This is a genomic window from Aequorivita sp. CRS11, assembly GCF_059693805.1.
Map to the genome: position 1 here is coordinate 20,898 of NZ_JCATIG010000010.1, position 14,970 is coordinate 35,867.

At 39.8% G+C, this 14,970-nt stretch carries 12 protein-coding genes; all 12 read right to left on the reverse strand.

The window, feature by feature from the left end; all coding sequences use genetic code 11:
* Positions 1-49: 49 nt before the first annotated feature.
* Positions 50-991: an NAD(P)H-dependent flavin oxidoreductase gene (locus AC58DT_RS14145; protein ID WP_497217466.1), complete on the reverse strand. Its 942-nt coding sequence runs from the start codon at positions 989-991 to the stop codon at positions 50-52.
* On the reverse strand, positions 991-2,622 hold the full coding sequence (locus tag AC58DT_RS14150) for a S8 family peptidase (protein ID WP_497217467.1): 1,632 nt from the start codon (positions 2,620-2,622) through the stop codon (positions 991-993). The genes AC58DT_RS14145 and AC58DT_RS14150 overlap by 1 nt, the downstream gene beginning before the upstream one ends.
* Before the next feature lie 11 nt (positions 2,623-2,633).
* Entirely contained in the window at positions 2,634-3,824 is a 1,191-nt protein-coding gene (gene mnmA / locus AC58DT_RS14155) for a tRNA 2-thiouridine(34) synthase MnmA (RefSeq protein WP_497217468.1), read from the reverse strand.
* Positions 3,825-3,902: 78 nt separating this feature from the next.
* On the reverse strand, positions 3,903-4,592 hold the full coding sequence (locus AC58DT_RS14160; protein WP_497217469.1) for a toxin-antitoxin system YwqK family antitoxin: 690 nt from the start codon (positions 4,590-4,592) through the stop codon (positions 3,903-3,905).
* Positions 4,593-4,666: 74 nt separating this feature from the next.
* Positions 4,667-6,547, reverse strand: a complete 1,881-nt coding sequence (yidC, locus tag AC58DT_RS14165) for a membrane protein insertase YidC (RefSeq protein WP_497217470.1) — start codon at positions 6,545-6,547, stop codon at positions 4,667-4,669.
* 99 nt (positions 6,548-6,646) lie between these two features.
* Entirely contained in the window at positions 6,647-8,266 is a 1,620-nt protein-coding gene (gene pyrG / locus AC58DT_RS14170) for a CTP synthase (protein ID WP_497217471.1), read from the reverse strand.
* Positions 8,267-8,436: 170 nt separating this feature from the next.
* A complete protein-coding gene (locus tag AC58DT_RS14175; protein WP_497217472.1) occupies positions 8,437-8,667 on the reverse strand; it encodes a DUF3820 family protein in 231 nt (76 codons plus the stop codon).
* Positions 8,651-9,181, reverse strand: a complete 531-nt coding sequence (locus AC58DT_RS14180) for a DUF922 domain-containing protein (protein ID WP_497217473.1) — start codon at positions 9,179-9,181, stop codon at positions 8,651-8,653. The genes AC58DT_RS14175 and AC58DT_RS14180 overlap by 17 nt, the downstream gene beginning before the upstream one ends.
* A gap of 82 nt (positions 9,182-9,263) precedes the next feature.
* The gene (locus AC58DT_RS14185; protein WP_497217474.1) at positions 9,264-9,668 is read right to left on the reverse strand and encodes an OsmC family protein; all 405 of its coding nucleotides are present in this window, start codon (positions 9,666-9,668) and stop codon (positions 9,264-9,266) included.
* A complete protein-coding gene (locus AC58DT_RS14190; protein WP_497217475.1) occupies positions 9,665-11,566 on the reverse strand; it encodes a LysM peptidoglycan-binding domain-containing protein in 1,902 nt (633 codons plus the stop codon). The genes AC58DT_RS14185 and AC58DT_RS14190 overlap by 4 nt, the downstream gene beginning before the upstream one ends.
* Before the next feature lie 51 nt (positions 11,567-11,617).
* Entirely contained in the window at positions 11,618-13,147 is a 1,530-nt protein-coding gene (gene guaA / locus AC58DT_RS14195) for a glutamine-hydrolyzing GMP synthase (protein ID WP_497217476.1), read from the reverse strand.
* A gap of 72 nt (positions 13,148-13,219) precedes the next feature.
* On the reverse strand, positions 13,220-14,818 hold the full coding sequence (gene bshC / locus AC58DT_RS14200) for a bacillithiol biosynthesis cysteine-adding enzyme BshC (protein WP_497217477.1): 1,599 nt from the start codon (positions 14,816-14,818) through the stop codon (positions 13,220-13,222).
* Between the last annotated feature and the right edge of the window lie 152 nt (positions 14,819-14,970).

Here is a 14,970-nt window from a genome sequence, read left to right on the forward strand (position 1 = left end):
ATTAACTTCGGAAGGGTTTTTAATTTAGTGTAGGTTGATATTAAATATCTTACAAGTTATCTATTTCTTTCTTTGCCTTTTCAAATTCGTCAATCATATCCTTGAGAATTTGCGCTGCTGGTTTTATATCGTGAATAAGCCCTGCAATTTGTCCGATTTCCAATTCTCCTTCTTCCAAATCGCCTTCAAACATACCGCGTTTTGCACGTGCCCGACCTAAATGCTTTATCAGGTCTTCTTTTGTGGGGTTGGTGGTATAAAGCTGTATAACACTTTCGAAGAATTTATTTTTTAGCATGCGCACGGGCGCCAACTCTTTCAAAGTAAGTTGTGTGTCGCCTTCTTTGGCATCAACCACCATTTGTTTAAATGCACGATGCGATGAGGCCTCTTCCGAAGCAACAAAGCGGCTTCCCACTTGTACGCCATCAGCTCCTAAAACCATAGCGGCTAACATCCCCCGGCCGGTTGCTATTCCGCCGGCAGCAATCAATGGGATCTCCAACTGCTCTTTCACCATTGGAATCAAGGTGAAAGTTGTAGTCTCTTCACGGCCGTTATGCCCTCCTGCTTCAAATCCTTCGGCAACTATCGCATCCACTCCAGCTTCTTGAGCTTTTAGCGCAAATTTTACACTGCTCACTACATGAACTACCATAATGCCATTTTCCTTCAGTTTTGAAGTATATGTTCTTGGGTTTCCGGCAGAGGTGAAGACAATTTTCACACCCTCTTCAATAATGATATCGATTATTTTATCAATATCGGGGTATAGCATCGGCACATTGACACCAAAGGGTTTATCAGTCGCATTTTTGCACTTTAGAATATGCTCACGAAGCACTTCAGGATACATAGAGCCCGCTCCCAATAGTCCTAATCCACCCGAATTCGAAACTGCACTGGCAAGTCGCCAGCCACTATTCCAAATCATTCCAGCCTGGATTATTGGGTATTCAATATTAAAAAGTTCGGTAATACGGTTTTGCACTACTTCTTAATAATTTTATAGCTTGTTGTTCTGTTGTTTGAAGTAATTGAAGCTATATACATTCCTGAAGAAAGCCCAGACACATCGATACTGTTTTTTAAAGTTGTAATATTTGTTTGAAGGACTTTTTCTCCTAAAATATTGAACAATGAAAATTCAGCACTTTCCGAATTTTTAGGAAATGAAATGTTTATGTGAGTACTCACTGGGTTTGGATAAAGTGCAAAATGGTAATCCTGCATCTGCTCTTCTACGCCCAATAAAAGTAATGCGTTTAAAGCATCTCCAAAATCTGGAATACCATAACCCATTTGGTTTGTAGGGTTGTTGTATTTATCTGCAGATTCACGAATAGCCTGCATAACAACGCTATTCTTTAAGCTGGGGACAGCTTGCCATAATGAAGCAACGGCTCCAGCAGTAATCGGTGAGCTAAATGATGTACCGCTAGCAGTGGTAACATCTCCAAATTGATCCACAATAGCAGCATTACGACCCTTAGCCATTACATCAGGCTTCACCCTACCATCTACCGTGGGGCCAATAGCACTGAAACTCACGTAATCTCCACTACTATTTACGGCTCCAATGGTGAGCACGCCAGGAGAGTCGGCAGGGCTTCCCACCCATGGAAAACTCTCATTGCCATTATTGCCGGCTGAGTTTACCATAATCATTCCTTTGTCATACGCGTGATTTGCACCGCGCGCACCTAAAGTAGTCTGTCCGTCCAAATCTTCGTAAGTATATGTATACTGAGGATAATTAGGTGAGAAATCGCGATAGCTTAAAGAAGTATTTACTACGTAAACCCCAAGGCTGTCTGCACGTTCCAGAGCTTCTACCCAATACGCTTCCTCAACAGGGTTTTCATCACCTCCGTCTTCAGTAACGAATAAATAATAGGAAGCATTTGGAGCAGTGCCCACAAAATCTCCGTCAAGAAAACCTGCGGCATCACTGAAAGTTGAAGATCCATGACTTCCAGTACCATTTGGATTTGTTACTCGGTCTACAAAGTCATAATAACCTAATAATCTCCCCTCATTCCGAAGCGTGGTATATGCAGGATTGGTCAATACGCCCGGATAACCATTATCCATAAACGCAACTATAATATCTTCTCCGGTATAATCATTTTCGTGTAGGTAATCAACATTTAGCATGGTGGTTTGGTTTGTAGCATCACCATAATTGTATATTACTCTTTCTTGGTTTTCAATTTCAAACTTGTCTTTGGCAATCGGAGTCTCAAATGGTCTGTTTAAGCTCTTGTCCATAAATTCCACGGCTGTAACGAAATTCAGGTTTAAAAGATTATTGATATTGGTTTCCGTTCCACGAACGTAAACAGCATTCATCCATTTTGATTTTGCATAAACGGTAATACCTGTAGCGGCTTCAATTGCAGATTTTTGGGTTTCGTTTAAAGGTACATCGCGATCATCAATAGAGGTGCCTTGAGCGGTTTTTCTATCAAGGGCTGCTTGGGATAAAATAGTTGATGGGTCTGCTAAAGCTGCTGCCACAACGGTAGGATCCTTAGCTTCCAAAAACACAAGTGCGTCTTCTATTTGTCCAAAACTAAGCGTGGAAACAAAAAACAAGACCAATAGGGATAATTTTTTCATCATATTTTTTTTTAAGAGATTACACCGCTCCCCAATAATTCGTAACCGCTATACCAAGCAACAAATTGGCCTTCGGTTATGGCGGATTGCGGGTTTTCAAATATAACATAAAGTCCGGAAACTGTGGAGTGTATTGTGGCTTTTTCCAAAGGCTGTCTATAACGAATGCGTGCCATTACCTCCATTTTTTGGTTTTCGGAAAGCTTGAGGTCTTCACGAATCCAGTGGATTTCTTCTTTTTTAACAAAAAGTCCACGTCTGTAGAGACCCGGATGACTCTTTCCTTGCCCTGTGAAAATGATATTCTCGTTAACATCGGTATCAATCACAAAAAGTGGTTCTTTGGTGCCGCCAACGGCCAAGCCTTTGCGCTGTCCTTTAGTAAAATAATGTGCTCCGTGGTGGACACCAATTTTTTTACCATCCGTCAAAGAATAGGTGTGTTTTGAGGCAAGATATTGTAGTTCTTCTTCTTCGGAAGTAAAATTAGGGGTTTCCAATTTGTATTCCTCGAAATCTGAAGGTACCTCTACAATAATGCCATCCTTTGGAGCCAATTTCTGTTGAAGAAATTCCGGCAGTCTCACTTTTCCGATAAAACACAAGCCTTGGGAATCACGCTTTTCAGCAGTAATTAAATTTTGTTCCGAAGCAATTTTCCTCACTTCCGGTTTCAACAATTCCCCAATAGGGAAAAGCGTTTTTGCAAGCTGTTCCTGCGAAAGTTGGCACAGAAAGTAGGACTGGTCCTTGTTTGGGTCCTTGCCCGAAAGCAATTGATATATTTTTTTCCCGTCTTTTTCAATTATGCCTTTGCGACAATAGTGCCCCGTAGCAACAAAATCAGCTCCAAGACCCAGGGCAATTTTCATAAACACATCAAATTTTATTTCTCGGTTGCAAAGCACATCCGGATTTGGAGTACGGCCCATTTGGTATTCGCGAAACATATAGTCAACAATACGTTCTTTATACTGTTCGCTTAAGTCTACCGTTTGAAAAGGAATACCTAGTTTTTCTGCCACAAGCATGGCGTCGTTACTGTCCTCGAGCCACGGGCATTCGTCAGAAATAGTTACGGAGTCGTCGTGCCAATTTTTCATAAATAGCCCAATAACATCATAGCCCTGTTCTTTTAAAAGATAGGCTGCAACGCTGGAATCTACGCCTCCGCTAAGTCCGACAACTACTCGTTTTTTCATAAATATTTTGTGTACAAAGATAAAAGACTTTGTAAGTATAACTGTCGGGAGATTGTTTGCCAACTTACCCGAAAAGGCTTATTTATCTTTTTTAGGATATGTTTCTTCCAAAACTACCTTGCCATTTTTATAGTATTTCCAAAGGCCGTGTTTTTTTCCTTCTTTATAAAAACCTTCAATTATTACATTGCCATAGGCATCATAGTACAAAGCTGGTCCGTGTAATTCGTTTTCTTTATAAAGCAGTTTTTTCAACAAAACTCCTTCGGGCGAGTAATAATTGTCTTCACCTTCCTTTATCGCATTTTTATAAGTGGTTTCTTGGGTGGTTTTTCCGTTGGGGTAGTAGGTAATCACCTTTCCGTCAAGTTTGCCGTTTACGTATTGCTCTCGGGTCATTACATTTTCAGACTTTTCGTGGTAATAAATCCATTCGCCTATGCGGTTTTTGTCCAGCATTTTTCCCTCACTCACCAATTTTCCTTTTACGGTGAAGTATTTAACATGGGCAATATTATCTTTTCCTGTGAAATTTTTTATGACCATTGGCTGGTTTTTGCAATCTTCACAGTAAAATTTGAATTCACCCACTTCCTTTCCATGGTCAAAAGTACCTTCATAGCGCAGCTGATCAGTTCCTTCAAAGTTTTTTTTCCAAACCCCGTGACGTTTTCCCTGCGCATCCATTTGGTTAATTTCACTTTGTGAAAAAGCAAAAGGAGAGCAGAGCATTATTCCGAAGAAGAAAATTAAAGCAGTTTTTTTCATTGTTCATTTACTTAAAAAGCAAACGTTTAAATCTAAAATCTATTTCTTAATATGTTTTAAATCTAAAGAAAAACCTAACGTTTTCCTGCTTTTTTCTGTTGTTCGGCCTGTTCCATCATCTCGGCCATTTTGCGCTGAAACTTGTTTTGTTTCTTTGGCGTGGCCTTTTTCACCTGAATTTTTGCATGTACTTTGTCTTCATCAATAATGAAGTTTTTGATCACGAGCATAATGCCAATGGTAATCAAGTTTGAAACAAAGTAATAAAGTGAAAGTCCACTCGCGTAGTTGTTGAAGAATACCAACATAAACAGGGGCGAAAGATACATCAGGAATTTCATATTCGGCATTCCCGGCTGTTGTTGCTGTTGCATGTTTGCACCCATGGTCATCATCATATAAACAAAGATGGCAATGGAAGCCAAAATAGGGAAGAGGCTCACGTGATCTCCATAAAATGGAATGTGGAACGGCAACTCCGCAATGGTATCGTAACTTGAAAGGTCATCAGCCCATAGGAAGCTCTTCTGCCTTAAATCAAAAGCTGAAGGGAAGAATGTAAATAGCGCATAAAACACCGGAATTTGCAGCAATGCAGGCAAACAACCCTTCAGCGGGCTGGCGCCGGCAGAGTTTTGTACCTTCATGGTTTCCTGTTGTATTTTTAAACTGTTGCCTTTGTATTTTTCTTTGATTTCGTCGAGCTCTGGTTTCAAAACCTTCATTTTTGCCTGTGCCAAATACTGTTTGTACTGAACTGGCGAAAGCATAAGCTTTATAAGAATTGTTAAAACAATAATAGCAATTCCCGCAGGAAGGAAATCACTCAAAAAGCCGAACAATGGTATAATGATGTACTTATTTATCACCCCAAAAATACCCCAGCCCAATGGCATGGCTTCATCCAGATTACGGCCGTATTTTTTGAAAATTTGATAGTCTGAGGGACCGTAGTACATATTCATGTCATAAGACAAGGCGCCATTTTTGGGCTCCAAAAGCATCTTTGCACCGTATTGTTTGGTGAAGGTGGTGTCCACTTCTTCATCTTTCACCAAATCAACCGAAGTCAATTTCACTTCCTTAAATGGAGTATCGGTAAGTAACATAGAACTGAAGAAATGCTGGCGGAAGTTCATCCAGGTAACGTCCTTCTCTAATTCATCATCTTCGCCCGAAGGAGAAAGTTTTGAATGTTTTTCGTCATCATATTCATAGGTCAAGCGCGAGTAACGGTTTTCGTATGAAATGCTTTTGGCGTGACGATAACCTTTCAACTGCCAATCCAAATACATAGGTTGGGAAGTATTGATAATTCCGTCCAATCCTTGGCTATTGATGCTGAAATCCATCATATATTCACCCGGATGTAAGGTGTAGCGGTATTCAATAAAACCGTTTTCTGAAGTTTTAAGCTTCATGGAAAGCACTTGGTCTTCGCCATTTTTGTTTAGAGTAGGTTCAAAATAAAGGTCTTGTGAGTTTAGAGTTCGATTTTCAGAACTAAACTGAAGATTTAAGGAAGCAGTTCCATCTTTTATAAGATAAATAGGAACGGAATCATACTTGGTGAAATTCTTGAGAAGTGCTTCGGTTATGTAACCTCCTTTATTACTCACTTCCAAATAAAGCACATCATTCTCCAAAACGGTTGTACCTTCAGTTGCAGAAGGAAGTGTTTCGGAATATGCAAAGGAGCCCAGCTTGATTTTTAATTGCTCAAAAGCCAGAGAGTCTCCCTTTATACTCATTGAATCTGTTGTGGCTTGAGCAAGGGTAACTTCCTCTGTGGTTTTTGCAGCTTCCGCTTCTTGTTTGGCAGCGGCTTCGGTTTTGGCTTTTTCTGCTTGAAGTTCTTCTTCGGTAGGTTTGTTTAGATACAACATCCAAATTAGGATACCGCCAATTAATAAAAAGCCTATAAGTGAGTTAAAGTCGAATTTTTTTTGTTCCATATTTTATTTCTTCTTTTGAAATAATCCAAAAGTGTATTTTCGTTAATTGTATGTTGCAGGGCAATAACCCCGCCTTTTATTTTATTGCGTCAAATTGTCCTATTTCTTTTTTGAGGCGTGTTGGTGAACTGCCTGTACAAAAGCCACAAAAAGTGGATGCGGATTGGCAACCGTGCTTTTGTATTCCGGGTGATATTGCACACCAACAAACCAGGGATGCTCCGGTATTTCTACTATTTCAACCAAGCCAGTGTCAGGATTTATTCCAGTAGGAACTAGGCCTGCTGTTTCAAACTGTTCACGGTATTTATTATTGAATTCATATCTGTGGCGGTGGCGTTCCTCAATCGTTTTTGATTTGTAGACCTTGCTGACGATGCTTCCTTTTTTCAGATCGCATTTCCAAGCTCCCAAACGCATGGTGCCGCCCATGTTGGTAATGTTTTTCTGATCTTCCATAATACTTATTACCGGATTCTTGGTTTGCGAATCCATTTCAGTACTGTTTGCATCTTTCAGTTTTAGCACGTTTCGGGCAAATTCAATAACGGCCATTTGCATTCCCAAACAGATACCCAAAAAGGGAAGATTGTTTTCACGGGCGTATTTCACAGCTGCAACTTTTCCCTCAACCCCGCGTTCTCCAAAGCCGGGCGCGACTAAAATTCCATCCAGCTTGGAAAGTTTCTTGCCAATGGTTTTTGCATTTATATGCTCAGAATGGATGTATTCCACCTTTACTTTTACTTCATTTTCAGCACCTGCGTGGATAAAAGCCTCCAAAATTGATTTGTAGCTATCCTGTAATTCTACATATTTTCCAATGAGACCAATGTGAACTTCGCCCTTTGGGTTTTTGTGTCTTTGCAGAAATTTATTCCATTGTTTTAAATCAGGTTTTTTGGAATTTTTCAAATTTAACTTCTGTAGTGTTACGGTGTCCAAACCTTCCTCAAGCATCATATTTGGCACATCATAAATAGTAGAAGCATCGATGGATTGTATAACCGCTTCTTCTTTTACATTACAGAAAAGTGCAAGCTTTCTTCGCAAATCGTCCGACAGCTCGTGTTCGGTTCTACAAACCAAAATATCTGCACGTATTCCGCTTTCCATCAAAGTTTTTACGGAGTGTTGCGTAGGTTTGGTTTTCAATTCACCAGCTGCGGAAAGGTAGGGTACAAGTGTTAAGTGAATAACAAGCGCATTGTCATCGCCCATTTCCCACTTCATCTGCCGCACGGCCTCAATGTAAGGCAATGATTCAATATCGCCCACGGTACCGCCAATTTCGGTAATGATTATATCGTACTCGCCTGTGTTTCCAAGCAACTGTACACGCTCCTTAATTTCGTTGGTAATGTGCGGAATAACCTGTACGGTTTTTCCTAAAAATTCGCCACGGCGTTCCTTTTCAATTACGCTTTGATAAATACGGCCTGTGGTAACGTTATTTGCCTGTGAAGTATTTACATTCAAAAAACGCTCATAGTGACCCAAATCAAGATCAGTTTCGGCGCCATCATCGGTTACGTAACACTCGCCATGCTCGTAAGGATTCAGCGTTCCCGGATCCACGTTAATATATGGATCTAACTTTTGAATGGTAACTCGGTAGCCTCTGGCCTGTAGCAACTTAGCCAGCGAAGCTGCGATAATTCCTTTTCCTAAAGATGATGAAACCCCGCCCGTAACGAAGATGTATTTTGTAGTGCTCATGAATACCTTTGCTGAAATAACTATACGGGATGCAAAGGTACATTTTTATTATGGAAAGGAAAGGGGGAAATTCTAAAAAACAAATGCCAAATATCAAAAGGGTAGCTCGTGGAACTAGGACAAAGTATCAAACTTTGTAAAAGTTCAGTATCTAAGGCTATTGCCAACCGCTAGTTTTTTATGAGCTTTTGAACCAATCCTTCCAAACCGTTCAATTTAAGCTCGTACATTTCAGCCATCATTCTGCCCAGTTTTCCTTCGGGAAAGCCTTTTTGTTTGAACCACACAAAATAATATTCAGGAATATTTGCTAAATAATAACCTTCATACTTTCCGAAGGGCATTTTGTAGTTTGCCAATTCCACCAAGTGGTTTGGATTGGGTTTACTTCCAAGATTCATATTCGGATAGTTGCTGTGAAATATATTGCTGCCAAAAAGCTTCTTTTTCTTGGTTTCGGGAATGGTCGCTTTCAGCATCAAATTTCGTCTGCATTGCCCGTCTTTTCTGTTCTATTTCTTGATAGATACTTTCTATTTCAGATTTTATTCTTTTTGAGAATTTTTTTCCGTAAAGGTTTTTCCGAAGCATACGCGCGTGCAATTCCGAAATATCAAAATGAGCCTGTTCGTGCCTTAAAATATGGGCATTCACTCTTTGTGGTATGTACCACGAACCTTCCGGATTAAAAAAACTCTCAACGGAATATTCCACATTTATATCACCATTTTTTATGGAGTATGAATATTGAAAACTGATACCCGTATTGGTACTAGCTACAAAACTTGCACTGGGTACTGGTTTTCCTCGAAAATCTTCCCAAGATAATTTTTGATTTTCGTTCCAAAAAATCTTTTCAGAATTGTGTTGCGGAAAGAGGAAAAAAGAAAATAGAAAAGCGAAAAGTAGTTTCATATAAAATTGAAATCAAAAATAGTACCTATTTTTTTGATTGTACTAACTAACTGCCAACTGCAACTGAAAACGGCTCACTTTTTTATCCCCAATTAAAGGTGATTATTTTTTCAATCTCCGGATGAAGGCTGTAAAGCACTGGGCAGGTTCTTCCTGTGTTTTCAAGGATTTTTCGAGACTTATTATCTATTCCTGCAGGAAAATTTAATATCACTTCAATTCTAGAAATGCGGCGTGGATCTGCTGCCATAATTTTGGTTATCATTGCTGTGGTTCCGTCCATATTTACTTGCATATCGCGGGCCTTGATGCCCATAACTGTAATCATGCAATTTGCAAGTCCGGTTGCCACAGTATCGGTAGGCGAAAATGCTTCCCCTTTTCCATTATTATCTGTTGGGGCATCGGTAATGAATTTGTTCCCAGATTTAAGGTGTTCGTTCTCTGTACGAAGATTTCCCAAATATGTTACTTTGGCGGTGCTCATTCTACTACTTCAAATTTAAGGTCGTCATTATACTTTAAGATATATGCCGCTTCATTGCAATAGCCTTCGGTTTTCGATTTTTCATATCGAAATTTATTTTCAATATATACCGTTTCGCTTTCGGGCATAATGGCGTCATAAATATCCTTTTCAGCAGCCAATCGTAGCAGTACATCATAGGTTACATCAAAACCCCGGATGGCATACCTGTTGGGAAGCACGCCGTACTTATTTTTGTAACTTATTAAAAAAGGACTGCGGTCTTCTTCATTAATATTCTTGTTTACGGAAGGAAAAGTGAAGTTCAGCTTTGCCAGTCGCATACTGGAAACCTCGTGCCATTCATATGCATCGTTTTTGTGTAAAGTGAATAAGCGCATTTTGTAATTATTGGGCATTGCGGAAAGCACATTTACTGCACTACTTACCAATACCGGGTTTTCAGATTCTAGAATTACCCAATTTTCCATCCCCTCGGAAGCTACCGTTGCTATGTCACTTGCTTGAATGTATCCGCCACCTCTGGGTGATACCGTTTTTGCCGTTGGAATAGCTGTTTGGATCATTTCCTTTTGCTTCACTCTTTTGCTATCTGAAATAATGATGATATTTTTCCCTGCACTGTGCTCCTTTAGATAACGAATCATTGTTTTTTGAAGCACGGCATCCGTAGGTAGGGTCTGAAAAAGATTTTCATTCATTGCCATTTCCCTGTTGCTCAAAGGTGAAAAAACCGGAATCTTTTCATCTTTCAGCATATCTGAAGCCTTTTCTACATTTTTTTGAAGAAGCGGGCCTATTACGGCATCTACGTTTTTGAATTCATTTCTTGAAATTATGGAAGCCACTTTACTATCGCTCTTTTCGGTGTCATATACATTTAAGGTAACGGATATGCCATTATCCTTTGCGAATTCTGCTGCCATCAATGCGCCACTGTAAAAATCCAAAGCCACTCGAAGGGTTGGATCTCTTTTTAATAAATCTTGGTCATTGCTGGTAGAGTCATTAACATTACGCATTAATCGGAAAGGAAGCATCAGCGCCACCGTTTTCATTTTTTTATTGTCAATCCTTTTTTCAAGATCAATGAGCGAAATATCTTCCTGCGAAATTGAGGTTTCTTCTTTTGGTAATTTTAGAATCATACCATCTTTCAATCCATCTTTTGCATAAGGATTAAGCGCTATGATTTCTTCTTCGGAAAGTCCAAATTTTACTTTTAGCCTAAAGAAGCCTTCTTTGGGTTTCACTTCGTAATACTGAAAATTCTCCTCGTCAATTTCAGCATTTTCGATTACTGTTTTATCGGGGACGATTATGGTAGTGCCCACTTTAAGCCCTTCGACCAAATCTGGATTCAAATCCTCAAGTTCGGCAATGGTAATACCAAATTTTCTGGCAATACCGAATTTGGTCTCCTTCGCCTTAACTGTATATTTTTGGGTTCCAGGTAAAGTGTTTCCAGTATTTGTATTAGTGTTTCCAGTATTATTGGAAGTGGCGGGAATCAACAATCGCTCCCCTTTTCTGAGGCCGCGGGAATATAATTCCTTGTTCAACTTTTTAATGTCGTCAACACTAACGTTATAAAGTTGTGCAATTCCGTAGAGTGTCTCTTTCTTTTTCACTCTATGGTCGCGATAGTTGTTATTATTGGTTCCCGAGCTTATCACGCTGCTTGAGGGAATAATAAGCACACTGTTAACCTTCAATTCATTTCTGGAATCGGGGTTGAGGTTGTAAATGGTTTCTTCGGAAATGTTATACTGCTTGGCAATGCTGTAAACCGTTTCTCCTTTTTTTACAGCGTGACTTTTGTACTGTTGCTGGGCCGCAGAGCCACAGCTTACCATAAATAGGAAAGTTACCGAAACGTATATTAAACACTTCAACATAGGGATAATCATTTTTTTAGATTTGCTAAACATAGTCTCGGTTTCATTTTGTTATTCCCACTCTATGGTCGCGGGCGGTTTTGAGCTGATGTCGTAGACTACTCTATTAACGCCTTTAACGCGGTTTATTATATGGTTGCTTGTTTCTTGCAAAAATTCATACGGAAGATTTACCCAATCGGCCGTCATTCCATCGGTGGATTCCACGGCTCTTAGAGCAACTACTTTTTCGTAAGTACGTTCGTCTCCCATTACGCCAACGCTGTTTACTGGAAGCAAAATTGCGCCCGCCTGCCACACCTTATCGTAAAGCTCCCACTTTTTCAAGCCGTTTATAAAGATTGCGTCAACCTCTTGTAAGATACGAACTTTTTCGGCCGTAATATCTCCTAAAATTCGAATTGCCAAACCTGGTCCGGGGAAAGGGTGTCTTCCCAATAATTCGGGGTCTATGCCCATTTCCTTCCCTACGCGTCGCACTTCATCTTTAAAAAGCATGCGCAAAGGTTCTACTACTTTCAGCTTCATAAAATCTGGCAAACCACCTACGTTGTGATGACTTTTTATGGTAACCGAGGGGCCATTTACCGAAACGCTTTCAATAACATCGGGATAAATTGTTCCCTGCGCCAACCAATCCACACCAGTCAACTGATGCGCCTCGTCATCAAAAACTTCGATAAACGCGTTGCCGATGGCTTTTCGTTTTCGCTCTGGGTCGCTCTCGTTTTTCAATGCTTCCAAAAAACGTTCCGAGGCATCCACGCCTTTTACGTTAAGCCCCATATCTTTGTATTGGTGCAGCACGTTTTCAAATTCATTCTTTCGGAGCAAGCCGTTATTTACGAAAATACAGAATAGGTTTTTACCGATGGCTTTATTCAGAAGAATTGCTGCAACGGTAGAATCTACACCACCACTTAAGCCAAGAACAACTTTTCCGTCGCCAATCTGCTCTTTCAGAGTTTCAACCGTAGTTTCCACGAAAGCCGCGGGTGTCCAAGTTTGTGGTACTTCGGCAATATTTACAAGGAAATTTTCAAGCAACTGCTTACCGTGGGTTGTGTGATAAACTTCTGGGTGAAACTGGATTGCATAGGTTTCTTCGCCCTCAATTCTATAGGCTGCGTTTAAAACATCAACCGTACTGGCCAAGCGCACTCCGTTTTCGGGAAGTTGCGCAATGGTATCGCTATGGCTCATCCAAACATTTGTGTTCTCCGGAATATCTTTAAAGAAATCCTCGCCCGATTTTATCATGGAAAGTTTCGCCCTTCCGTATTCACGGATGTTTGAAGGTTCTACGCTTCCACCGTTGAAATGTGCCAAATACTGTGCGCCATAACAGACCGCCAAAAGGGGTTTATGACCGCGAATTTTTGAAAGGTCTGGGTGGGGCGCATCTTCCGCGCGAACGGAAAACGGACTGCCCGAAAGGATTACGGCCTTAAACGGGTCAAGGCTTTCCGGTATGTGATGGTAAGGGTGAATTTCGCAGTAAATGTTCAGTTCCCGCACGCGTCTAGCGATAAGTTGGGTGTACTGCGAACCAAAATCTAAAATGAGGACGTTGTTTTGCATAGGCAAAAATACTTTAAATATATAAGTTGGTTAAATGGTTGCGTGGAATTTTTTTAAGGGTTTTCAACAGAATTAATATAATTTTAAAACAGTAAAATTGGAATCAAGCGGATCTAAATTTTCTTTCAAAATGTCAAGTAAGTTTTCTCCATATTCCAAATAAAACTCAGAAAAATTAAGCTGGCGTTCCTGCAAACTTTGGTTAATAAATAGTTGGTCTTGAATATTTCTTACTCGCTCAAGTTCTTCGGAAAGATTGCGTTTTTGGGCTTTTAGCAATCGCTTTTCAAGATTGTCCAAACCGTTCAACTGTTTCTTTTCCTGCGCGCCCACGGCTCCCAAAAACGATGCGTCGGTTTTTTTTGCCAATTCGTATAAATCCTTAAACTGTTGTTTGAGGAAATTTTTCTGTTTTGAAAAGTCAATATCTATTTTTGAAATTTCCTTTGTGTGTTTCGTCATTAATTCGTGCTGCGGAAGGAATAAATTTTCAACTTTCACATCGAGTTTTTGCAATTTTTCAGAAAGCATTTTTGGAACCAAAAGCACAGAATTCCGAAGTAAAAGAATAGGGAAAGGAACTTCCACTTTGTTAAAATAATCCTTCAGCTGAAACCAATACGCCAATTCCCCGCCACCGCCAATGTAACATAGATTCGGCAAAATTTCTTCTTGATACAACGGACGCAACAAAGCATTCGGTGAAAACCGTTCAGGATTTTCGTGCAGTTTCTTTAAAATTTCTTCTTTTGAAAAAGAGATGTCGGTTTCATTTATAAAAAACCGTCCTTCCCTTTCAATAATACGTTCCCGAAGGTTTTCTTTTAAATAGAAAAGATTTATTTCCCTTGGATGTACTTGTTCAGAAAATCCCAAATCAGTAAGCTTTTCCGTAGTTTCTGAAACCTTTTTAAAGCTGAGGTTTTCGGTCAGTTCCTTTTCTGCATAGGGAATAAAACATTTTTTCAGCGCTACATCGTTGCCGTCAACTATCACCAAACCGTGATGGTAAAAGAGACAATTGGCCAAAAATCGAGTGGCATCGGCAAGGTTATCGTGTTTTGTATAAGCGTCGGAAAAATAGGAAATCAACTTTTTGGCATTTTCGCTTTCGCCAAATTCTTTTTTCAATTGCTGCTTCACTTCCTTTAAACCTTCCGTTGAAAGCTCCCCAACAGCGCCGGAAGCATTTCTTTCCCATTTCACCTTTTTTCCAAATAGATTGAAATAATTGATCTCCTCAAAATCGTGGTCCTCCGTCGCCATCCAATAAACGGGTACAAAATGGTTTTTTGGGTAGGTTTTGTTTAACTCTTCAGCAAGGTTTATGGCTGAAAATATTTTATAAAGAAAATATAGCGGTCCCGTAAAAAGATTGAGCTGATGACCGGTTGTTATTGTAAAAGTATTATGCTCGCGAAGCAAATCAATATTGCTTAAAGTTGATTGCGAAATGGAATTGTCGCCATACTGAAACATAATCCGTTTCGACAACAAATGCCGTTTTTCATCCGTAAAATTCTTTTGCTTTTCCGTTAGCTGATGCTTGAAATTTTCCAAGTTTGGAAAGCGATTGTAAAAAGGTTTTAAATTTTCATCTTCAGCGAGGTAATCGCATATCAATTTTGAAAAATACCCTGTGTTTTTATACGGAATGGAATGGTTTGGCATAGGTTCTTTGGAAAAAGTCAAACAAAAATAACCGTTTTATATGGGTCGCAGGTTTAAAGATACGTTAATATGGTTTTCAAATTCCGAATTTCAAGCACCAAATATCAAAACGCACCCATTGGAATTTGGAATTTCGTTTTTGGAATTTAACT